The sequence below is a fragment of the Fictibacillus barbaricus genome, assembly GCF_031457135.1.
Lineage (GTDB): Bacteria > Bacillota > Bacilli > Bacillales > Fictibacillaceae > Fictibacillus > Fictibacillus barbaricus_A.
Map to the genome: position 1 here is coordinate 16821 of NZ_JAVDWA010000012.1, position 20770 is coordinate 37590.

The following is a 20770-nucleotide window of genomic DNA, read 5'->3' on the forward strand; positions in this document are numbered from 1 at the left end:
ATATAAAAGGAACATTCTGAGCAGAGGAGCTTGTTACTCCAAATAGGGGGAGTAAAATGAAACTAGAGATTGGATCCATTGTAAGCAGGAATTCTTACAAACGTGATTTGCTTTTCCGGATAGTAGGTTTTAGTGAAGATCGAACCATTGCAGAACTAGCAGGAGAAGAGCTCAGGTTATGGGCGGATGCTCCTATTGACGATTTATTTGTTGTAGATGATAAGCATATGTCTGAACACCGTCAAGTTGTAAAAGAGAAAGAAGAATCATCATTAAAGCTTTTTAGGCAAGATTATTACTTACTTAGACAAAAAAGGGAGTACCTTTCGACAAATGGGTATCAGTATGACCAATCTTACTTTGAACTGCCAGGCAGAGTCCTTCACATTGACGGAGATCCGCTTTATTTAAATAAATGTTTAGAACTATATAAAAAGCTTGGTGTTCCGGTGTATGGGATCCATATGAAAGAAACAGAGATGCCTGATAAAGTTCCAGCACTCGTAGAAGAAGTCAGACCAGACATTCTCGTAATCACGGGTCATGATGCCTATTTGAAATCCAAAGGCGACACCTCTGATGTAAATGCATACCGCCATACTAAATATTTTATTAGAACCGTTCGAGAAGTTAGAAGAAAGTATACAAATCTTGATCATCTTATGATATTTGCCGGTGCATGCCAATCCCATTTTGAGTCGCTCATTAAAGTGGGATCCAACTTTGCGAGTTCACCAGCCCGGATTAACATACATGCACTTGATCCTGTATACATCGTGTCGAAAATTAGTTTAACCTCTTTTATGGACAGAGTGAACGTTATGGACGTTTTGAGAAACACACTTACCGGTAAAGAAGGTTTAGGTGGTGTCGAATCAAAAGGGTTTCTCAGAACAGGAATGCCAATTAAAACAAAGCCCTAAAACTCCGGATTTCCGGGGTTTTTTCGCTTTTCTCCTGTTTTATACATAAAAAATAAAATAGGAGCCATACTAAAAAAAGTAAAAAAAGGATAATAAGTCATTGACATGAAATTACTTTGCTTGCTATAATAAAAATTTTATTTTGACAAATAAACACGATTTGTGTTATAATTTGTCTAAGTGAGGTGGAGCCTAAATGGGTAAAACAATTGTTGACATTAGACGCTCTTTAGAGTCTAACGTGGGTAGAAGACTTTCTTTACGGGCTAACGGCGGACGACGCAAAACAATCGAACGACTTGGGACGCTTGAAGAAACATACCCAGCGGTTTTTATTATCAAATTAGATCAGGACACCAACGCTTTTGAACGTGTTTCTTATAGTTACGCGGATGTACTCACAGAAACAGTAGAACTTACATTCTTAGAAGATACACAAGCAGCAATCGGGCAGTAAGAACTTTTTACTGCTATTTTTTTACCCTTTTTTTATAGCACCTAAGGAAAACACCTAAATTAAAACATACATATATAAAAGTTAGAGCAACTAAACCCCCTTTTCTGGAGATACTAATCGTATCGCATCATTGAAAGGGGGTTTCATCATGAGCGGGAAAAAACCGATGATGTCGGAAGCGCTAAAAACAGAAATTGCAAAAGAACTGGGGTTTTATGATACGGTACAGCGTGAAGGCTGGGGAGGCATTAGCTCGAAGGATGCTGGCAATATGGTGAAACGCGCACTGGAGATAGCTGAACAAGGTTTAAATAAATCGAAATAAGCAACATGATGCGATATGGATAAACCGGGGAGTAGAGACAGCTCTCCGGTTTTGCTATATGTTTGATTTTCATTACATATAACACATCATACTGTGTTACTATTAAAAATATCAAAATTGTGTAAGATTTTTAGGCAGGGATAAAGATGACGAATAATAAAGTATCCATTAAAGCTCCGGCAAAGATTAATCTGTCTCTAGATGCGTTAAGAAAAAGAGAAGATGGTTTTCATGAAGTTGCTATGGTCATGACCACAGTTGATTTGGCTGACAGAATCGAACTGACTTTATTAGAAACAGATGAAATTAAAATTGAGAGCTCGGGTGGTTTTGTACCTTTAGACGAAAGAAATCTGGCGTATCAGGCAGCTAAGCTTCTAAAAGAAAAGTTTGGCGTGAAAAAAGGTGTCTCCATACATATTGCAAAGCATATTCCTGTTGCTGCAGGTTTAGCGGGGGGAAGCAGTGATGCGGCTGCAACTTTAAAAGGACTGAACGAACTCTGGGGCTTAGGGCTTTCTATGGACGAAATGGCAGAACTAGGAGCAAAGATCGGTTCTGATGTGTCATTCTGTGTTTATGGCGGAACTGCTTTAGCTACTGGGCGCGGGGAGAAGATTCACCACATCCCGTCACCGCCGCCATGCTGGGTTTTATTAGCTAAACCCCCAATCGGTGTTTCAACAGGAGAAGTATATCGTAATTTAAAGCTAAAACATGTAAAACATCCAGATGTAGATGGAATGGTTCGCGCCATTGAAGAAAAGGATTATGAACAAATCTGCAATTTGTTAGGAAATGTATTAGAATCCGTTACCCTCCATATGTATCCGGAAGTAAAGCATATAAAAGAACAAATGATGAAGCTAGGTGCTGATGCTGTATTAATGAGCGGAAGCGGTCCAACCGTATTCGGATTGTTTCAGCATGAGTCTAGACTTCAAAGGGTTTATAACGGACTTAGAGGATTTTGCCATGAAGTTTATGCGGTTCGTCTTTTAGGGGAATGATTGATAAAATCCGTATAAAAATGTTATATTATCTTCAAACATTCGGTTTTGGAGGATATTATGAAATTAAAAAGAAGCGGAAGAATGGTAGATTTAACAGCCTATCTACTTCACCATCCCCATCAGCTCATTCCTTTGTCCTATTTCGTTGAACGGTATGAATCCGCAAAATCTTCTATCAGTGAAGACTTAGCGATTATTAAAGATCATTTTGAACAGCACGGATTAGGGTTGGTTCAAACGGTTCCAGGTGCAGCAGGCGGAGTTAAATATATTCCTGGCATCGATCAAGCAGAAGCTGAAACAACAGTGAGTGAGTTGATTCAGCTATTAGAAGATCCAAGCCGCATCTTGCCTGGAGGATATTTGTATGTAACAGATATTATTGGTAACCCAAGACTTGTTAACCAAGTGGGCCGGTTATTTTCCTCCATTTTTTCTTCGCGAAAGATTGATGTCGTCATGACGATCGCGACGAAGGGGATACCGCTCGCTTATGCAGTAGCAAGTTATTTGAACGTTCCAGTCGTTGTCGTAAGAAGCAACAGCAGGGTGACAGAAGGTTCAACCGTCAGTATCAATTATGTTTCTGGATCTACAAAAAGAATCCAGACGATGGCACTAGCAAGAAGAAGCATCAAACAAGGGGCACGCGTGCTGATTATTGATGATTTCATGAAAGCCGGAGGAACGATCAAAGGCATGATCAGTTTAATTGAAGAATTTCAGGCTCATATTGAAGGGATTGGAGTTCTTGTAGAAGCACAGGAAGTATCGGAACGGTTAGTAGATGATTATGTTTCGATTGCCCGTTTAGCTAAAGTGAATGAAAAAGAGAATCGAATTGAGGTTGAAAAAGGAAATTATTTTTTAAATGGAGGGAATGCCTAATGAAAACAGTTCATACTTCAGAAGCACCTGCAGCAATCGGCCCATACTCTCAAGGGATCGTATTAAATCAGTTATTTTTTAGTTCAGGTCAGATTCCGCTTACGAAAGACGGAGTAATGCTTGAAGGCGATGTGAAAGAACAGACTCATCAAGTATTCCAGAATTTAAAAGCTGTTTTAGATGAAGCGGGTTCATCACTAGATCAGGTGATCAAAGCCACTGTCTTCATTAAAGATATGAATGAATTTGCAGATATAAATGAAGTTTACGGCCAATATTTTTCTGAGCATAAACCAGCACGCTCTTGTGTGGAAGTAGCACGCCTTCCAAAAGATGCAAAAGTTGAAATTGAAGTGATTGCAGTTGTGAAATAAGCTCCTCCAAAGGGGCTTATTTTTTTTGCCTATATTCATTTAACCGTGATGATTTAAAACCGATATTTCATTATATAAACCTCTAATTTAAATTTTTTAAAAATTTTTATTATTCAAAGAAGGATTTTGTAAAATGTTGAAGAATTGTAGTATTACGTTCTTATTATTGGAAAAAGGTGGTGTTTGTAAGTGGAAGTAACAGACGTTAGATTACGCCGTGTAAATACAGAAGGCCGTATGAAAGCGATTGCCTCCATTACAATCGATCATGAATTTGTTATTCATGATATTCGTGTAATTGATGGCAATAATGGAATGTTCGTGGCTATGCCAAGCAAACGAACACCAGATGGAGAGTTCCGAGATATCGCGCATCCGATCACTTCAACAACTCGTGAGAAGATCCAAAATGCGGTATTAACAGAATATCACCGTATGGGAGAAATGGAGTCTGCTTTAGAAGAAGCAGGAGCTTCTTAATTCCTTATAAGAATTGAGGACCTGGTCAACTACAATGATTAGGTTCTTTTTATTTGCCCATTTTTTGTATGGAAAGCGTTCTCCTCGATACATATATTGCCTGTGAATTTTCCGATTTTTTATCAATCCATTGACAATCCTCCTCCACTCCTTGAAATGCCCACTCTTTTAAGATATATTCGTAATGGTATGTTTAGAAATAGGAAGATGGATGGAGGTTCACTATGACAAAACGTTATGCGGTCATTCTTGCTGCAGGTCAAGGAACAAGAATGAAATCCAAATTATATAAAGTATTACACTCTGTGTGCGGAAAGCCTATGGTTCAGCATGTTGTGGATCAGGTTAACTCTCTGGAGATGGAGAAAATGGTTGTCGTTGTCGGTCATGGAGCTGAAAAAGTTCAAGATCAACTAGGCAGCGATCAAATTGAGTATGTTTTGCAAGAAGAGCAGCTCGGTACAGCACATGCAGTTATGCAAGCAGATGAAGCATTAGCAAACGAAGAAGGAATCACTTTGGTTGTCTGCGGTGATACGCCTTTAATCAAGTCTGAGACGATGGAAAAGCTAATCGCTGAACATCAGTCAACGGGAGCTAAAGCAACAATCCTTACTGCCAAGCCTGAAGATCCAACAGGCTACGGGCGTATCATCCGTAACAGTCAAGGGACTGTTGAACGTAATGTGGAGCATAAAGACGCGTCAGAAGAAGAACGCATGGTGAATGAAATCAACACAGGAACGTACTGTTTTGATAATAAAGCACTATTTGAAGCGTTAAAACAAGTGAACAATGATAATGTTCAAGGTGAATATTATTTGCCAGACGTTATTGAAATCCTTCAGAATGCTGGAGAAGTAATTGCTGCTTATACAACACCTGACTTTAACGAAACATTAGGTGTAAATGATCGGGTAGCACTTTCACAAGCAGAAAGCATTATGAAAAAGCGCATTAATGAACGTCATATGAGAAATGGCGTAACCTTGATTGATCCAGAACAAACGTATATTTCTGATGATGCAGAAATTGGAAGTGATACTGTGATCTATCCAGGCACAGTTATTTTAGGGAATGTAAAAATTGGAGAAGAAAACATCATTGGTCCGCATTCAGAAATTAAAGACAGTGTAATTGGAAACGGAAATACAATCCGTCAATCTGTTGTCCACGACAGTGAAGTGGGTAACGATACAGCGATTGGTCCTTTTGCTCATATTCGTCCAAAATCTGTCTTAGAAAACAATGTGAAGATTGGAAACTTTGTTGAAGTGAAGAAGTCTGTTATGAGCACTGGCAGCAAAGCTTCTCATTTAAGTTATATTGGTGATGCTGAGATTGGTAAAGATGTAAACTTAGGCTGTGGATCCATTACAGTTAATTATGATGGAAAAAACAAATTCCTTACAAAAGTAGAAGATGGTGCTTTCATCGGCTGTAATTCTAACCTTGTAGCTCCTGTAACGGTTGGGAAAAATGCTTATGTTGCAGCAGGTTCTACCATTACGGAGGATGTGCCATCTGAATCATTATCGATTGCAAGAGCCCGTCAAACGGTTAAAGAGAATTATGTTCAAAAGCTTAAAGAAAAACAAAACCAATAAATATTAAGAGTGGGGAAGGATGAATCCATCAATGAGTACGTATGTAGATCCTACATTAAAAGTTTTCACATTAAATTCAAACAAAGAATTATCAAAAGAGATTGCTCAGCACATCGGTATTGAACTGGGAGAAAGCTCTGTAACGAAATTTAGTGACGGGGAAATTCAGATTAATATTGAAGAAAGTATTCGCGGGTGTGAAGTTTATGTCATTCAATCCACGAGCGACCCTGTTAATCAGCACTTAATGGAACTTTTAATTATGATCGATGCACTAAAGCGTGCGTCTGCAAAAACGATCAATGTTGTTATGCCTTATTATGGATATGCGAGACAAGATCGTAAAGCACGTGCTCGTGAACCAATCACGGCGAAACTTGTTGCTAACCTATTGGAAACAGCAGGAGCAACACGTGTAATCGCAATTGATCTACATGCTCCTCAGATTCAAGGATTCTTTGATATCCCGGTAGACCAGCTTTTAGGTGTGCCGATCTTAGCGAATTATTTTGATAACAAGGAACTGGATGATATCGTTATCGTTTCTCCGGACCATGGCGGTGTAACGAGAGCGCGTAAAATGGCAGACCGTTTAAAGGCGCCGATTGCTATTATTGATAAGCGACGTCCTCGTCCGAATGTTTCAGAAGTGATGAACATTGTAGGTAATATCGAAGGAAAGACAGCCATCTTAATCGACGATATTATCGACACAGCAGGAACGATTACTTTAGCTGCAAATGCCTTAGTTGAAAATGGCGCTAAAGAAGTTTATGCATGCTGTACACACCCTGTTCTTTCAGGACCGGCTATGGACCGCATCCAAAATTCTCAAATTAAAGAATTAGTCGTAACAAATACAATTGTTCTTCCAGAAGAAAAGAAAATTGACAAAGTAACACAGCTTTCAGTAGCACCATTACTTGGTGAAGCAATCATTCGTGTACACGAACAACTGTCAGTTTCTAAGCTGTTTGATTAAGATTTAAAAAACGATAAAAAATTAATTGCAACAAAAAATGCGAGAATTTTGCTGGAGCAGCACTCTGAGCGGAGAAATCAGTTTTTATATCGAATAGTAATTTGTCAAAAGCAACAAACTTTTTCTTAAAGTTTGTTGCTTTTGACGCTTTTTATACGTTATCTTCATCGACGAGTTGAATGAAGTGTAAGGTGCGAGACTCCTGCAGGATGAGTGGGACAGGTGAGACCCTTCATGGCGCGCAGCGTGCCAGCCACATGAAAATTCTCCTTGCAAGGCATGCGACGAGGAAGCCTGCTTGGATTGATATGCTTGCAGACGCAGGAGCAAAGATACTTCCTCGAATACCGCACCCCCTGCGGAAAGCGAGCATCCTGGAACGGAGATCAACTATTTTCGAAAACAACAATATTGCACCTTTGAATGAGACTAGCGATTAAACTTTAAGTTTTAAAACCGACCACTTCGGGTAATCCTTAATAGAGACCCGAAATAGGAAAGGTGGAACTATAAGTGGCAACTAATTTAACAGTCGAAAAACGTAATACAGATAAACGATCATTTTTAACTGAATTAAGAAGTAAAGGGCACGTTCCAGCAAACCTTTATGGCTATGGAACAGAGTCAGTCTCCCTATCAGTAGATGAGCCAGAATTTATTAAGGCTTATAGAGAAGTCGGTAAAAACGGCATTCTTAAATTAAAAGTGGGCGGAAAGAATTATTCTGTCATGGTACAGGAAATGCAAGTACATCCATTAAAAAATGCAATCACACACATAGACTTTATTGCGTTAGATTTAAATAAAGAAACAGAAGCGGAAGTTCCTGTTGTTCTAACAGGTGATTCTGCAGGAGTTAAAGAAGGTGGCATTTTGCAGCGTGTCCTTGCTGAAGTTTCAGTTAAGGCATTGCCGGCTGATTTCCCTGAACAGCTTGAAGTAGCCGTGGATTCTCTTGAAATTGGTGATTCTTTAACAGTAAAGGATTTGCCGACGGGGGACAAATATGAAATTCTTCATGAAGAAGATGAAGTAATCGTGAGTGTGGTACCTCCTAAACTTCAAGATGAAGAAACAGATGAGGAAACAGAAGAAGCAGATGAAGCTGGAGATGCACCAGAATCATCTGAATCTGTTGCACAAGATAGTCAAGAAGACAAGAAAGACGAATAAATGGATAAAGCGCAGCTTAAATAGCTGCGTTTTTTTCTAGTATCAGAAAATATCATTTGTTAACAGGCGGCGTTCAATTCGGCATTAAGTAAAAGGTAAAAGGTCAATAATATAAGTGCAGCTAAAGCTGACGGAAAAGGCTTGGCGTCAGCCATGTTTTCTTTATGATTGGCGCTTTTCTAAAAGATTGTTGAATGTTGCTACAGAAAGGGTTTGCAGTTCTTCATTGTAAAGTTGATTGAAGGGAAAGGTGCGCGACTCCTGCGGGACAGGCGGGCAGTCCGAAAAGCGGAAGCGGTTTGTTCAGCCCCGACAAGCAAAAGGGAAATGGGCTAAGAAGGCGCTTTTTGCCTTCAGGACCATTAAACTTTTGACCTCGAGGGGCTAACCGCTGCAGCTAGACAGGTGAGACACTTATAAGTGGAACGTACGAATGTGGCTCACCGCCTGCCCCGCGGAAAGCGAGCAGCCTGGAATGAAAATCAACTACTTACAAAAGCAACAAAGTATGCGAAAACAGCCTTAGATTACATGATTTCATGTATAATGTTCTTAAGATCGTTAAAGGTTAGGTGAACATAAGTTGAAATTGTTTATTGGGCTCGGGAATCCTGGACCTCGGTTTGATGGAACCCGTCATAATATTGGATTTGAAGTCATTGACCGACTGGCCGAATCCCTAAACATTGAGATGCAGCAATCTAAGTTTAAAGGGTTATATGGAACAGGTATTGTTGATGGGGAGAAAATTTTCCTATTAAAACCGCTGACTTATATGAATGTTTCTGGTGAATGTGTTGGACCGTTCATGGATTACTTTCAGATTCCTGAAGAAGACATGTTAGTGGTTTATGATGATCTAGATACGTTGCCGGGTAAGTTAAGACTGAGAACAAAAGGCAGTGCAGGCGGGCATAATGGAATTAAGTCTATGATTGCTCACCTTGGTACACAAGAATTTAAACGCATCCGATTCGGGATTGGGCGTCCAACAAATGGGCAGGCTGTTCCTGATTTTGTGCTGAATCGTTTTTCAAAAGATGAGCAGGCAGATGTAATGGATGGAGTGGAACGTGCAGTTAAAGCGTGTGAAGCTTTTGTACATACATCTTTCGATAAAGTCATGAATAAGTTTAACGGGTAAGAATAGATTTTACGTGTTCCGCTCATAATGGTTAGTGTATAAGCTAACTGAAAGGGGACATGGCATGGCTATTCATTACAAGTGCAGGCATTGCAGCACACACGTCGGCACGATTGATCACCATACTGTAAATGTTTCACAGCTTGGATTTGAAGCGTTAAGTGCCGAAGAGCGGCAGGAATTACTCTCCTATAAAGAGAATGGAGATATAGAAGTCACTATCGTTTGTGAGGATTGTCAGGAAACACTAGAACGTTATCCTGAATTTCATACACTAAAATCATTTATTCAATAAGGTATTGCTTTGGCCTGGCATGTGAGGACCAAAGCCTTTTTCTGTTTTGTTATCACAATCTATAGCAACGGACGGCCTTGTAAGGGGGAGGAAGATTTGTTAGGTTTAAAAAAATATTTTAGTCAGGGAGAAGACTATCAATCCATACTTGACGGTATTAATGCCGGACTGAAAGAACAGCTTGTTGCAGGTCTTTCGGGTTCTGCCCGTACAATGCTTATCAGCAGTCTGCATGAAACTACTGGAAAACCACAGCTGGTGATCACACATAATTTGTATCAAGCACAAAAACTATATGAAGATTTAGCCTCTCTTCTTGGTGAAGATAAGGTTTATTTATATCCGGTCAATGACTTGCTTTCATCAGAAATGGCGATATCGAGTCCTGAACTTAAAAGCCAAAGAATCGAAACGCTGAATTTTTTATCTTCCGGTTCAAATGGGGTCATAATTACTCCTGTTGCAGGCTTAAGAAGATTTTTACCGCCGGCTGACGTTTGGAAGAAAGCTAGTTTATCTTTTCGCTTAGGAGAAGAGCTGGATTCAGATCAGATTTTAAATAAGCTTGTGGCAATGGGATACGAGAGAACGTCTATGGTCCAATCCCCAGGTGAGTTTAGCGTAAGGGGCGGGATTATTGATATCTTTCCGCTCACTGAAAAGGATCCTTTGCGTATCGAACTTTTTGATACAGAAGTTGATTCCATACGCTACTTTGAAGCGGAAACACAGCGTTCAAAAGATAAAGTAAAAGAGATTATCATTACCCCTGCCGAAGAGTTAATTTTATTCAGTGAACATTTTGAGCAATCTGCGAATAACATCGAAAAGAAATTAGCTTCGACTTTGAAAAAATTAAAAGATGATTCGTTAAAAGAATTATTAGTTGAAAATATCAGCTTTGAGATCGGACAGCTGCGTGAAAAACATAAGTTCCAGAGTATGTATAAGTACGCCTCGCTATTTTATGAGAAGCCAGCGAGCTTACTGCAATATATTTCATCTGATTCCTTAATTGTGATGGATGAAATCGGACGTATTCAAGAAACGATCCAGCAATTAGATAAAGAGGAAGCAGAATGGCAGACAGCCCTTCTTGAACACGGGGAGCTTGTCCAGGATCTGCAGATTTCTCCTGACTTGCATATGCTCTTTGGCGATAAAAAGAGTTTTCATGTTATTTATTTGTCTTTGTTTTTGAGACATGTCCCTTATACACAGCCCCAAAATATCATTAACGTGGAATACAAAAGCATGCAAAATTTCCATGGACAGATGAATGTATTAAAAGGCGAATTGGACCGATGGAAAAAGCTTGGATTTTCTATTGTGTTTATTGCATTAAATAAAGAACGCGCCAACAGGCTGGAGAGAGTACTGGCCGATTATGAATTGGATGCAGCCGTAATAGACAGCAATAAAGAGATACAGCCTAAAACAGCTCAGATTATCATTGGGGATTTAGCGAGCGGGTTTGAATCTGTTAAGCAAAAGCTGGCTGTAATTACAGAAGAAGAAGTATTTACGAAAAAAGCGAAACGCCCTGCTAGAAAACAGCGTATGACAAATGCTGAGCGGATTAAGAGCTATTCAGAACTAAAAGTTGGCGATTATGTCGTTCATGTTAATCATGGGATCGGAAAATACTTAGGAATTGAGACCCTTGAAATCAAAGGGGTTCATAAAGACTATCTTCACATTAAATATTCCGGAAACGATAAGCTTTATGTGCCGGTTGAGCAGATTGACCAAGTTCAAAAATATGTTGGTTCAGAAGGTAAAGAACCTAAGATTTACTCACTCGGCGGAAGTGACTGGAAAAAAGTAAAAAACAGAGTTCAATCTTCTGTTCAGGATATTGCAGATGATTTGATTAAGCTTTATGCAGAACGACAGGCTAGCCGTGGTTATGCGTTTACAGAAGATGGCGCAGAACAAGGCGAGTTTGAAAGCAGTTTTCCATACCAAGAAACAGATGATCAGCTTCGTGCAATCGATGAGATCAAAAAAGATATGGAAAGCGTCCGTCCGATGGACCGTTTATTGTGCGGTGATGTAGGTTACGGAAAGACAGAAGTAGCTATACGTGCCGCTTTTAAAGCAATCATGGATGGGAAACAAGTTGCTTTTCTCGTGCCGACTACTATCCTTGCTCAACAGCACTATGAAACGTTCCGTGAGCGGTTTTCTGAGTTTCCGATTACGATCGGAAGTTTAAGCCGTTTCCGGTCGAAAAAAGAACAGAATGAGGTCATTAAAGGCTTAGGTGCAGGTACAGTTGATATCGCGATCGGTACACATCGACTGCTTTCAAAAGATGTTCAGTACAAAGACCTCGGACTGCTTATTATTGATGAAGAGCAGCGTTTTGGTGTGACACATAAAGAGAAAATTAAAACACTGAAATCGAACGTAGATGTGCTGACTTTAACTGCCACTCCTATTCCGCGTACGCTTCATATGTCGATGCTCGGTGTAAGAGACCTATCAGTAATCGAAACCCCGCCCGAGAACCGTTTTCCTGTTCAAACATATGTGATGGAATACAACGGTTCACTTGTTCGAGAAGCAATCGAAAGAGAAATGGGACGCGGCGGCCAAGTCTATTTTCTTTATAACCGTGTAGATTCTATTGAACGGATGGCTGAACAAATCTCTATGCTTGTTCCGGATTGCCGTGTTGCATATGCACATGGTCAGATGGGAGAAAACGAACTTGAAACCGTAATGATTGAGTTTTTAGAAGGCAATTACGACGTGCTAGTATCTACAACCATCATTGAAACGGGTGTTGATATCCCTAATGTAAACACGTTAATCGTGTACGATGCAGATAAAATGGGCTTGTCACAGCTTTATCAGCTCAGAGGACGGGTTGGGCGATCAAATCGGGTTGCTTATGCCTACTTTACGTATCAGCGAGATAAAGTTTTGACGGAAGTAGCAGAAAAAAGGCTGCAGGCGATCAAAGAATTTACAGAGCTTGGTTCCGGTTTTAAAATTGCGATGAGAGACCTTTCCATTCGCGGTGCCGGAAACCTTCTAGGTGCCCAGCAGCATGGCTTTATTGATTCCGTTGGTTTTGATCTCTATTCACAAATGCTTGAAGAAGCCATTGAAGAACGCAAAGGTACGAAGCCAAAAGAAGTCGAAGAAGAAGTGGAACTTAACATCGAAGTGGATGCATATATCCCTTCTGGCTATATTGCGGATGAGAAGCAAAAGATTGAAATGTATAAACATGTCAGGGCGGCTAAGACATTAAAAGACATCTCAGACTTACAAGATGAATTTGTTGACCGTTTTGGCGATTATCCAGCTGAAGTGGAATGTTTGTTGCTCGTAGCAGGGATTAAGCTCCGTGCAAAGAAAGAAGGCATCACTTCAATTGAACAGAAGCAAGACAATGTAAATATGCTGCTGAATGAGAAGTCCACAGCCTCTGTAGATGGAGCTAAAATGTTTGACATTGCAAACAAGATCGGACGCCACGTTAATTTAGGCATGCAAAATAATTATATGAAAATAATCATTTCGCGCAAACGTGTTAAAGATTTAGATTTATTGAAACAAATCGATCTTTTCCTAAAAGAAATGAAGCATGCAAGGAAAGAAAAGACAACAAATACACCATAAAATTCATTAAGCCCTCCTAATCGTGAATAGAACAGGAGATGTAACAAATAATAAGCCTAGAAAATGGAACATTCTTTCAAGGAAGGAACCATTTTGTTGTTACATCAGTGAACTATCATCATCCGAAAATGGAGGGCTTTATTTATATGAAAGCAACTGGTATCGTTCGACGTATTGATGACCTGGGGCGCGTTGTTATTCCAAAAGAAATCCGCAGAACACTAAGGATTCGTGAGGGTGACCCGCTTGAAATTTTTGTAGACAGAGATGGAGAAGTCATTCTGAAAAAATATTCTCCTATCAATGAGCTAGGTGATTTTGCAAAGGAATATGCAGAGAGCCTTGCTGACAGTACAGGTCATGTTGTACTTATTGCTGACCGTGATACATACATTGCGGTAGCTGGCGGATCCAAAAAAGATTATCATAATAAAGCGATAGGCAAAGTTGTGGAAACATCCATGAGTGACCGTAAAACTACGGTGGAATCCAACGGAACTGAAGCCGAGCTTATTGATGGTATAAAAGAAAATACATCCCATGTCATCGCGCCAATCATTGCTGGCGGAGATCCGATTGGTGCAGTAGTCATGATCGGCAAAGAAGGAAAAAAGCTCTCAGATTTGGAACAAAAACTGGCCGAAACAGCAGCGGGATTTTTGGCGCGGCAGATGGAGCATTAAGAGGAAGGGCATATTGCTCTTCTTTTTTTTGTTGTTGATTGATGATCGTCGAATCTCATCGTCAGTTTCGTTTTCTCGGTGCTCATGCAGGAGAACTACAATCCGTGCCTTGAACTCTTCACTTCCTCGACCTTCTTGCTTCTAAATCACCAACTATTTGAATGATAATTTCCTCTCTCTCAGTAATCATTTTAACTATGGTATAATACGATGAATTCAAGAATAAAAGCTGTTTCTGTCGACTCGTGTCGTCCCGGGAAATATATTTAATTTTTTTGTTAGCTTTTTTTAAAGGATCTTTTTGAAACGCTCTTTTCTGAAAGATTGTTGTTTTTACTTATTTTTGTTTATTCTCAACATTGAAAAGTTGATTAGAGTGAAAGGTGCGAGACTCCTGGGGGATTAGTGTGACAGGTGAGACTACTGAAAGTGCAAAGCGCTTAGGAGGCTCACCGCACACCCCCCGGAAAGCGAGCATCCTGAAGCGGAAATCAACCCTTTCAAGAGCAATAAATTTTGCGAAGGCAGCTTTTTAAACATTACAATCACCGAATAGTTAGAGGTAAATCATGAAATCAAAAACATCTTCTGTCTGGGAAGGTGCAATGCTGCTCACCGCAGCTGGCCTTGTCGTTAAATTATTAAGCGTCGTCTACCGAATTCCCTATCAAAATATGACAGGAGATTTCGGTTTTTATGTGTTTCAACAAGCTTATCCGTTTTATGCGATTGCAGTCGCAGTTGCTTTCACTGGATTTCCGATGGCGTTATCTAAAATGATAGCTTCTGAAAAGACAATAAATGATCATCTTATAAAAACATCATTTTGGACATCCTGTTTCTTAGGGATTCTTTCTTTCCTATTTCTTTTTTTTACGGCGCCTTCCATAGCAAACATTATGGGAGATGCCCGGTTATATATGCCCATACGTGTGATTTCCATTTTATTCTTATTCATTCCGCTATCTGCTTATTTGAGGGGGATGTATCAAGGTTATGGTGATATGCAGCTGACAGCTGTATCACAGATGATTGAACAAACGATACGTGTATCAGGCATATTGCTTATTACTTTCTATTTTGTCGCAAAGGGCTATTCAAGCTATACAACAGGTGCTGGAGCGACAGCGGGTTCTGTTCTCGGATCAGCAGCATCCGGTTTGTTTTTGCTCTTGTTTTGGAAAAAAGGCATTGCACCACCTTATAGTTCCCAAGCAAAATTCAGGGTTATGTATAGTTTAGAATTGTTGAAATCCAGTATTTATCTCTCGTTAAGTGCCTTGGTGCTTGGACTTATGCAAATGGTAGATGCGTTTCTTTTTGTGAATTTATTAATAAGTAAGGGCATGGACGCTTATGATGCCAAGCTTTTAAAAGGGGTTTTCGATAGGGGGCAGCCGCTTCTGCAGTTAGGAACGGTTGCAGCGGCATCTGTTGCGCTGGCAGTTGTACCTGAGATCGCTAATCTCATGAAAAAGAAGAAGCATGAGGAGATTAGGTCCTTAACCGCTTTGTCTGTTAAAATATCTTTCCTTTTTGGCGGTGCAGCTTCGGCTGGCCTGATATGTATAATGAAGCCGTTAAATGTTATGCTGTTCAAAAATACAGAAGGTTCACTTGCACTCGCAATCTTGTGCAGTTCTATCTTGTTTGTATCGGTTATTTATACGTCAACAGGTCTGCTGCAAGGGATGGGTTATGGGCGATATGCAGCTATAGCGATTTTTGCTGCAGTAATCGTTAAGATCGCAGGGAATTTGATATGCATTCCTTTTTGGGGTGACTTAGGTGCAGCGGTATCAACAGTATTCGCAACTTTTATTGCAGCCCTTATTCAATTTATAAAACTGCAAAAAACCACCCGTTTTTTAGGAAAACGAAATGTTCCAATTCTATCTTACTTACTCTCGGTAATCGCAATGATTATGGCTGTTAAACTGTGGCTATCAGGAGCTCAGGCTTATCTGATTGAAATGAACAGCAGAGAACATGCTTCCATACTTGCGTTAACTTCTGCTTGTATTGGAGGAGCTGTTTATCTTCTTTGTATGATGAAATTCAAACTTTTTTCTGAAAAAGAGTGGGAGTCATTGTCTCATTCCGTTAGTATGGTAAAAAAAATGAAAAGCCGATTTAAAAAAGGAGACCATAAATGAAAAAGATTACAGTTATAGGCCTAGGTGCCGGGAACTTAGATCAAATGACGTTAGGGATCTACCGGCTGATTAAGGATACAGAAACAGTATATACAAGAACAAAAGATCATCCAGCGATTGAAGAACTGGAAGCAGAGGGAAAATCTTTTGTTTTCTTTGATGAAATCTATGAAAAACATGATCGGTTTGAACCGGTTTATGAAGAAATCGCTGCTAAACTTTTTCAAGCTGCACAAACAAACGATCATGTCATATATGCGGTACCCGGACATCCTCTTGTAGCAGAGCAGTCTGTACAAATACTTCTAAACAAAGCAGAAGAAAACCATGTAGAAGTTACGGTGGCAGGCGGGAAAAGTTTTCTGGATGAGATGTATACCGCTTTAAAAATCGATCCCATAGAAGGGTGTCAAATCGTAGACGGTACATGTATGCAAAAAGATGAAATACAAATTCGGCATCATCTTGTCATTGTACAAGTGTATGACGCTTTTATTGCCTCAGAAGTAAAGTTGACGCTCATGGAGAAATACCCGGACGATTTTGAAGTAACTGTTGTTACGGCTGCAGGAAGTGCTAACGAATCCATCACGAAAGTACCGCTATATGCATTAGATCAAGCAGTTACATTGAATAACTTGACGGCTGTTTACGTGCCGCCAGTAAAAGAAGAAACGATGCTATACCGCGATTTTTCTTTTTTGAAAAACGTGATTTCAACATTAAGAGGTCCTGGCGGCTGTCCATGGGATCAAAAACAGACGCATGTCACTTTAAAAAAATATTTAATCGAAGAGGCATACGAAGTTTTAGATGCGATCGATGAGGAAGATGACGAAGCGATAGCAGAAGAACTTGGAGATGTACTGCTGCAAGTGCTGCTTCATGCCCAAATTGGGGAAGAAGAAGGTTTTTTTGCAATTGAAGATGTTATCTCAACGCTGACAGAGAAGATGATCCGCCGTCATCCTCACGTATTTGGAGATGTAAACGCTGAGGATGCTGATGAAGTCGTTGCAAATTGGGAAGCGATCAAGGCAAATGAAAAAGGAAAAATAGAAAGAGATTCCCTTCTTGATGGAGTTCCTAAAGGGCTTCCGGCGATACAAAGAGCTGTTCAATATCAGAAAAAAGCGGCCAAAGTTGGTTTTGACTGGAACGAGGCAGGACCTGTTTATGATAAAATTCTGGAAGAGTTAAAAGAATTTCAGGAAACAAAAGGGGAAGAACAGTTAAAAGAGCTAGGAGACCTCCTGTTCTCTGTGGTTAATTTAGCGAGATTTTATAAAATAGACCCTGAAGAAGCATTGAATGCAACGAACCGAAAGTTCTATAAACGCTTTGCCTATATAGAATCGGCGCTAAAAACAAAAAACCTTTCATTTGAGGATGTTTCTTTAGATGAAATGGACCGTTTATGGAACGAGGCAAAATAATTTTTTTTTAATAGAAGAAGGATTATAGTGAGAAATAGAGAATATTTTCTCGAGAAATATCATGAAACCCTTAATTATAAAGGGTTTCTACCGAATTATTTGATAGAAACCTTAGGAGGTAATTAAAAATGAACAAAAATGAATTGGTAACAAATATCTCAGAAAAATCAGGTCTTACAAAAAAAGACGTAGAAACAGTCGTTAACGGTGTAATTGAAGAAATCACTTCTGCTCTTAAAGATGGAGACAAAGTACAGTTTGTTGGATTTGGAACTTTTGAAACTCGCGAGCGTTCAAGCCGTACAGGCCGCAACCCTCAAACAGGAAAAGAAATTCAAATTCCAGCTGCAACTGTTCCAGCATTTAAAGCAGGAAACAAGTTAAAAGAGGCTGTTAAGTAAGCATGCGCTTGGACAAGTTTCTGAAGGTTTCCCGCCTGATCAAGCGCAGAACCGTGGCGAAGGAAATCTCAGATCAAGGCCGTATCACGATAAATGGTCTGCAGGCAAAAGCCTCTTCTGATGTGAAAGTTGGAGATGAGCTTGCGATTCGTTTTGGACAAAAGCTGGTTAAGGTAAAAATAAACGAGCTTAAGGATACGACTAAAAAAGAGGACGCTGACAATATGTACACTGTTCTCGAAGAAAACCGAATCGAAAACGACTGAGAAAAGAACCTGAATTCTTCAGGTTCTTTTCGTTTGGCTCTTTTCTAAAGGCTGTTTTCGGAAAGCGAGCAACCTGGAACGGAAATCAACTACTAAAATACGAAAACAGCCCTTCGTTTTTTACAATCCTATTCAGCTTTTATGTACAGCTTGTTCTATTTCTTCTGCTTGTTTCATACATTTGTATGGAATAGAGGAGGGGATTGTATGGACCAACGATATGATTACAATACGTATAACCAAAAGCCTGCTGCTCCTAACCATGATGTTAGAATGGTAGGTCGTAAAAGTTTAGAGATTACTGGAGTTAAGCAGGTTGAAAGCTTCGACAATGAAGAATTTTTGCTTGAGACGTCCATGGGGTTTTTAGCGATTCGCGGAATGAACCTAAAAATGAAAAACCTTGATGTGGAATCTGGAGTTGTAAATATCGAGGGGAAAGTATTCGACCTCGTTTACCTAGACCAACAAAGCACAGAAAAGACTAAAGGCTTCTTCGGCAAACTGTTCAAATGACCTTAACCGTTCAGTTTCAAACGATGGTCTCCATGGTGCTCATGGGCATATGGATCGGTATGGCGGTAGACACCTATAGCCGATTCATCCATGAAAAGCGCAAATGGCATTGGTTTCATTTTTTAAACGATCTGCTTTTTTGGTTAGTACAGGCTTTGTTGGTTTTTTATGTTCTTCTTCATGTGAATCATGCAGAAATTCGTTTTTATATTTTTATAGCCTTGATTTGCGGGTATGCAGCATATAGGGCATTATTTGATAGGATATACAAGAAACTGCTGGAATGGTTTGTTTCTGTCATCGTATCTCTATTTAAATTTGCTGCCCGGCTTCTTAACATTATGATTCTTATGCCGATAAAATGGTTGTTTATGATTGTGTCAGGCATTATTTTATATGTACTGAATATCTTGCGTAAACTAATATTCATTCTGTTAAAAATTATTTTTTCCCCTTTGAAGTGGATCGGGAATCTCATATGGCGTTTCATTCCGAAACAAAAATGGTATAATTTCAAAGAGAAATATTTAAAACTTGCAGGGTTTTTTCATTCCTTGAAGAATAAAGTCAGCAATTGGAAGGGAAAAAAGAAGTGAAGGAGGGGAAGCGCGAAAAAATGAGCCAAAAAAAAATAACAGAGATTCACTCACAATACATCCAGAATAAAGAGCGCCATGAAAAGGTGATCGCTAAACGTAAACGTGGACTTTATAGACGTTTGACGGGGGCTTTTATCGTATTTTCCTTTTTTGCTTTTTTAATTATTACAGGTATAGCCGAGCAACTCTCCCTTTTAAATGAAAAGCAGACAGAACAAAAAGAAATTAAAGAACAATATAAAGCTCTTCTTGAGGAAAAGGCACAACTTAAAGATGAAGTGAATAAACTAAATGACAAAGAGTACATTGGAGAAATTGCCAGACGTGACTTTTTTATGTCAAAACCTGGTGAAACCATCTTTAAACTTCCAGAATAAAGCATTACACGTTGATTGACACGCAGATTTTTTCGAATGTATAATAAGTATTGATATCTTTGAGATTTTTTAAGGAGGAGCATTTTTTGCATGTCAATTGAAGTAGGCAGCAAGTTGCAAGGGAAAGTTACTGGAATTACTCATTTTGGGGCGTTTGTTGAGCTGCCAGGGGGTACGACAGGACTTGTGCATATTAGCGAGGTTGCGGATAATTACGTAAAGGACATCAACGAATTTCTTAAAGTTGGTGACCAAGTCGAAGTTAAGGTTATGAGTATCGAGAAGGATGGTAAGATCGGTTTGTCTATAAAAAAAGCAAAGGAAAATGTTGCTTCTTCTAGACCAGCCCCTTCCAGAGGCGGATTTAACAAATCCCGTAAAGGTTCTAATCGAGGTGGAAACAACAACTCTCCTTCATTGTCTTTTGATGATAAGTTGAGTAAGTTTCTTAAGGATAGTGAAGACCGACTCACTACTTTAAAACGTAGTACTGAATCAAAAAGAGGAGGCCGCGGCGGCCGAAGAGGATAATTGATGCATTTTTATTGCTCATTCTTCCATACAATATAAATTTTAAGCACCTTTGATCTGAAGGGTGCTTTTTGTTTGTTTTCTTATTAAAGCAAATTACAAAAATGTCCCAGAAGCAACAATCGTTTAGAAAGGCTGTTTTCGTATTCATTGTTGCTTTTGAAAGTAATTGATTTCCGTTCCAGGCTGCTCGCTTTCCACGGGGCAGGCGGTGAGCCACATTCGTACGTTTCACGTATAAGTGTCTCACCTGCACTCCAATCCACTGTCTTTGAAGACAATAAAATAAGATTGAGTAACAACCATTTTATAAAAAAGAGCTTAGAAAAATTTTTATAAAAAAACTTTTCTAAGAATGATTGACAGGTTTCTATTATTCTTGTATTATAACACTTGTGTCTTTTACAAAATGGCGGTGTAGCTCAGCTGGCTAGAGCGTACGGTTCATACCCGTGAGGTCGTGGGTTCGACTCCCTCCGCCGCTACCATTTTTTTCTGACATATCCCA

General features: G+C 39.5%; 22 protein-coding genes and 1 tRNA gene. All 23 read left to right on the forward strand.

Going from position 1 to position 20770, the window contains the following annotated elements; genetic code table 11:
- Positions 1-56 precede the first annotated feature (56 nt).
- Positions 57-923, forward strand: coding sequence for a sporulation peptidase YabG (gene yabG, locus J2X07_RS18930; RefSeq protein ID WP_310262473.1), 867 nt, complete (start codon positions 57-59; stop codon positions 921-923).
- Between the two features lie 196 nt (positions 924-1119).
- Positions 1120-1380 carry a biofilm formation stimulator Veg gene (gene veg / locus J2X07_RS18935; RefSeq protein ID WP_066238125.1) on the forward strand — a complete coding sequence of 87 codons (261 nt, stop codon included), beginning with the start codon at positions 1120-1122 and terminating at the stop codon, positions 1378-1380.
- 148 nt (positions 1381-1528) lie between these two features.
- Positions 1529-1705, forward strand: coding sequence for a small, acid-soluble spore protein, alpha/beta type (locus J2X07_RS18940; RefSeq protein ID WP_310262481.1), 177 nt, complete (start codon positions 1529-1531; stop codon positions 1703-1705).
- Between the two features lie 146 nt (positions 1706-1851).
- Positions 1852-2715 carry a 4-(cytidine 5'-diphospho)-2-C-methyl-D-erythritol kinase gene (gene ispE / locus J2X07_RS18945; RefSeq protein ID WP_310262484.1) on the forward strand — a complete coding sequence of 288 codons (864 nt, stop codon included), beginning with the start codon at positions 1852-1854 and terminating at the stop codon, positions 2713-2715.
- A gap of 60 nt (positions 2716-2775) precedes the next feature.
- Positions 2776-3606 (forward strand): pur operon repressor, encoded by an 831-nt coding sequence (purR, locus tag J2X07_RS18950; RefSeq protein WP_310262486.1) that lies wholly within the window; start codon positions 2776-2778, stop codon positions 3604-3606.
- Complete coding sequence (locus J2X07_RS18955) at positions 3606-3980, forward strand: RidA family protein (protein ID WP_310262489.1); 375 nt, start codon at positions 3606-3608, stop codon at positions 3978-3980. The genes purR and J2X07_RS18955 overlap by 1 nt, the downstream gene beginning before the upstream one ends.
- A 189-nt stretch (positions 3981-4169) precedes the next feature.
- The gene (spoVG, locus tag J2X07_RS18960; RefSeq protein ID WP_310262490.1) at positions 4170-4460 is read left to right on the forward strand and encodes a septation regulator SpoVG; all 291 of its coding nucleotides are present in this window, start codon (positions 4170-4172) and stop codon (positions 4458-4460) included.
- Between the two features lie 224 nt (positions 4461-4684).
- Positions 4685-6067: a bifunctional UDP-N-acetylglucosamine diphosphorylase/glucosamine-1-phosphate N-acetyltransferase GlmU gene (gene glmU / locus J2X07_RS18965; protein WP_310262493.1), complete on the forward strand. Its 1383-nt coding sequence runs from the start codon at positions 4685-4687 to the stop codon at positions 6065-6067.
- Positions 6068-6098: 31 nt separating this feature from the next.
- Positions 6099-7049, forward strand: coding sequence for a ribose-phosphate diphosphokinase (locus J2X07_RS18970; RefSeq protein WP_310262495.1), 951 nt, complete (start codon positions 6099-6101; stop codon positions 7047-7049).
- A gap of 513 nt (positions 7050-7562) precedes the next feature.
- Positions 7563-8222: a 50S ribosomal protein L25/general stress protein Ctc gene (locus tag J2X07_RS18975; RefSeq protein ID WP_310262498.1), complete on the forward strand. Its 660-nt coding sequence runs from the start codon at positions 7563-7565 to the stop codon at positions 8220-8222.
- 583 nt (positions 8223-8805) lie between these two features.
- Positions 8806-9366 carry an aminoacyl-tRNA hydrolase gene (gene pth / locus J2X07_RS18980; RefSeq protein WP_310262500.1) on the forward strand — a complete coding sequence of 187 codons (561 nt, stop codon included), beginning with the start codon at positions 8806-8808 and terminating at the stop codon, positions 9364-9366.
- A 64-nt stretch (positions 9367-9430) separates the two neighbouring features.
- On the forward strand, positions 9431-9661 hold the full coding sequence (locus J2X07_RS18985; RefSeq protein ID WP_310262502.1) for an anti-sigma-F factor Fin family protein: 231 nt from the start codon (positions 9431-9433) through the stop codon (positions 9659-9661).
- Positions 9662-9757: 96 nt separating this feature from the next.
- Positions 9758-13297, forward strand: coding sequence for a transcription-repair coupling factor (mfd, locus tag J2X07_RS18990; RefSeq protein ID WP_310262504.1), 3540 nt, complete (start codon positions 9758-9760; stop codon positions 13295-13297).
- Between the two features lie 146 nt (positions 13298-13443).
- The gene (gene spoVT / locus J2X07_RS18995; protein ID WP_310262507.1) at positions 13444-13980 is read left to right on the forward strand and encodes a stage V sporulation protein T; all 537 of its coding nucleotides are present in this window, start codon (positions 13444-13446) and stop codon (positions 13978-13980) included.
- Between the two features lie 569 nt (positions 13981-14549).
- Entirely contained in the window at positions 14550-16136 is a 1587-nt protein-coding gene (locus J2X07_RS19000) for a putative polysaccharide biosynthesis protein (protein ID WP_310262510.1), read from the forward strand.
- Positions 16133-17572 (forward strand): nucleoside triphosphate pyrophosphohydrolase, encoded by a 1440-nt coding sequence (mazG, locus tag J2X07_RS19005; protein ID WP_310262513.1) that lies wholly within the window; start codon positions 16133-16135, stop codon positions 17570-17572. The genes J2X07_RS19000 and mazG overlap by 4 nt, the downstream gene beginning before the upstream one ends.
- A gap of 128 nt (positions 17573-17700) precedes the next feature.
- Entirely contained in the window at positions 17701-17973 is a 273-nt protein-coding gene (locus tag J2X07_RS19010) for an HU family DNA-binding protein (RefSeq protein WP_310262516.1), read from the forward strand.
- A gap of 2 nt (positions 17974-17975) precedes the next feature.
- A complete protein-coding gene (locus J2X07_RS19015; RefSeq protein WP_310262519.1) occupies positions 17976-18239 on the forward strand; it encodes an RNA-binding S4 domain-containing protein in 264 nt (87 codons plus the stop codon).
- 207 nt (positions 18240-18446) lie between these two features.
- Positions 18447-18755 carry a sporulation protein YabP gene (gene yabP, locus J2X07_RS19020; RefSeq protein WP_310262521.1) on the forward strand — a complete coding sequence of 103 codons (309 nt, stop codon included), beginning with the start codon at positions 18447-18449 and terminating at the stop codon, positions 18753-18755.
- Positions 18752-19351, forward strand: coding sequence for a spore cortex biosynthesis protein YabQ (gene yabQ, locus J2X07_RS19025; protein WP_310262525.1), 600 nt, complete (start codon positions 18752-18754; stop codon positions 19349-19351). The genes yabP and yabQ overlap by 4 nt, the downstream gene beginning before the upstream one ends.
- Positions 19352-19371: 20 nt before the next feature.
- Positions 19372-19731, forward strand: a complete 360-nt coding sequence (locus J2X07_RS19030; protein ID WP_310262528.1) for an FtsB family cell division protein — start codon at positions 19372-19374, stop codon at positions 19729-19731.
- Between the two features lie 90 nt (positions 19732-19821).
- The gene (locus J2X07_RS19035) at positions 19822-20262 is read left to right on the forward strand and encodes a S1 domain-containing RNA-binding protein (protein WP_310262531.1); all 441 of its coding nucleotides are present in this window, start codon (positions 19822-19824) and stop codon (positions 20260-20262) included.
- Between the two features lie 411 nt (positions 20263-20673).
- Positions 20674-20750, forward strand: a tRNA-Met gene (locus J2X07_RS19040).
- Positions 20751-20770 lie beyond the last annotated feature (20 nt).

Excerpts from the sequence above, each read along its gene's own strand:
- yabG (WP_310262473.1), top strand. The coding sequence starts at position 57 with ATGAAACTAGAGATTGGATCCATTGTAAGCAGGAATTCTTACAAACGT.
- veg (WP_066238125.1), top strand. The coding sequence starts at position 1,120 with ATGGGTAAAACAATTGTTGACATTAGACGCTCTTTAGAGTCTAACGTG.
- J2X07_RS18940 (WP_310262481.1), top strand. The coding sequence starts at position 1,529 with ATGAGCGGGAAAAAACCGATGATGTCGGAAGCGCTAAAAACAGAAATT.
- ispE (WP_310262484.1), top strand. The coding sequence starts at position 1,852 with ATGACGAATAATAAAGTATCCATTAAAGCTCCGGCAAAGATTAATCTG.
- purR (WP_310262486.1), top strand. The coding sequence starts at position 2,776 with ATGAAATTAAAAAGAAGCGGAAGAATGGTAGATTTAACAGCCTATCTA.
- J2X07_RS18955 (WP_310262489.1), top strand. The coding sequence starts at position 3,606 with ATGAAAACAGTTCATACTTCAGAAGCACCTGCAGCAATCGGCCCATAC.
- glmU (WP_310262493.1), top strand. The coding sequence starts at position 4,685 with ATGACAAAACGTTATGCGGTCATTCTTGCTGCAGGTCAAGGAACAAGA.
- J2X07_RS18970 (WP_310262495.1), top strand. The coding sequence starts at position 6,099 with ATGAGTACGTATGTAGATCCTACATTAAAAGTTTTCACATTAAATTCA.
- J2X07_RS18985 (WP_310262502.1), top strand. The coding sequence starts at position 9,431 with ATGGCTATTCATTACAAGTGCAGGCATTGCAGCACACACGTCGGCACG.
- spoVT (WP_310262507.1), top strand. The coding sequence starts at position 13,444 with ATGAAAGCAACTGGTATCGTTCGACGTATTGATGACCTGGGGCGCGTT.
- J2X07_RS19000 (WP_310262510.1), top strand. The coding sequence starts at position 14,550 with ATGAAATCAAAAACATCTTCTGTCTGGGAAGGTGCAATGCTGCTCACC.
- mazG (WP_310262513.1), top strand. The coding sequence starts at position 16,133 with ATGAAAAAGATTACAGTTATAGGCCTAGGTGCCGGGAACTTAGATCAA.
- J2X07_RS19010 (WP_310262516.1), top strand. The coding sequence starts at position 17,701 with ATGAACAAAAATGAATTGGTAACAAATATCTCAGAAAAATCAGGTCTT.
- J2X07_RS19015 (WP_310262519.1), top strand. The coding sequence starts at position 17,976 with ATGCGCTTGGACAAGTTTCTGAAGGTTTCCCGCCTGATCAAGCGCAGA.
- yabP (WP_310262521.1), top strand. The coding sequence starts at position 18,447 with ATGGACCAACGATATGATTACAATACGTATAACCAAAAGCCTGCTGCT.
- yabQ (WP_310262525.1), top strand. The coding sequence starts at position 18,752 with ATGACCTTAACCGTTCAGTTTCAAACGATGGTCTCCATGGTGCTCATG.
- J2X07_RS19030 (WP_310262528.1), top strand. The coding sequence starts at position 19,372 with ATGAGCCAAAAAAAAATAACAGAGATTCACTCACAATACATCCAGAAT.
- J2X07_RS19035 (WP_310262531.1), top strand. The coding sequence starts at position 19,822 with ATGTCAATTGAAGTAGGCAGCAAGTTGCAAGGGAAAGTTACTGGAATT.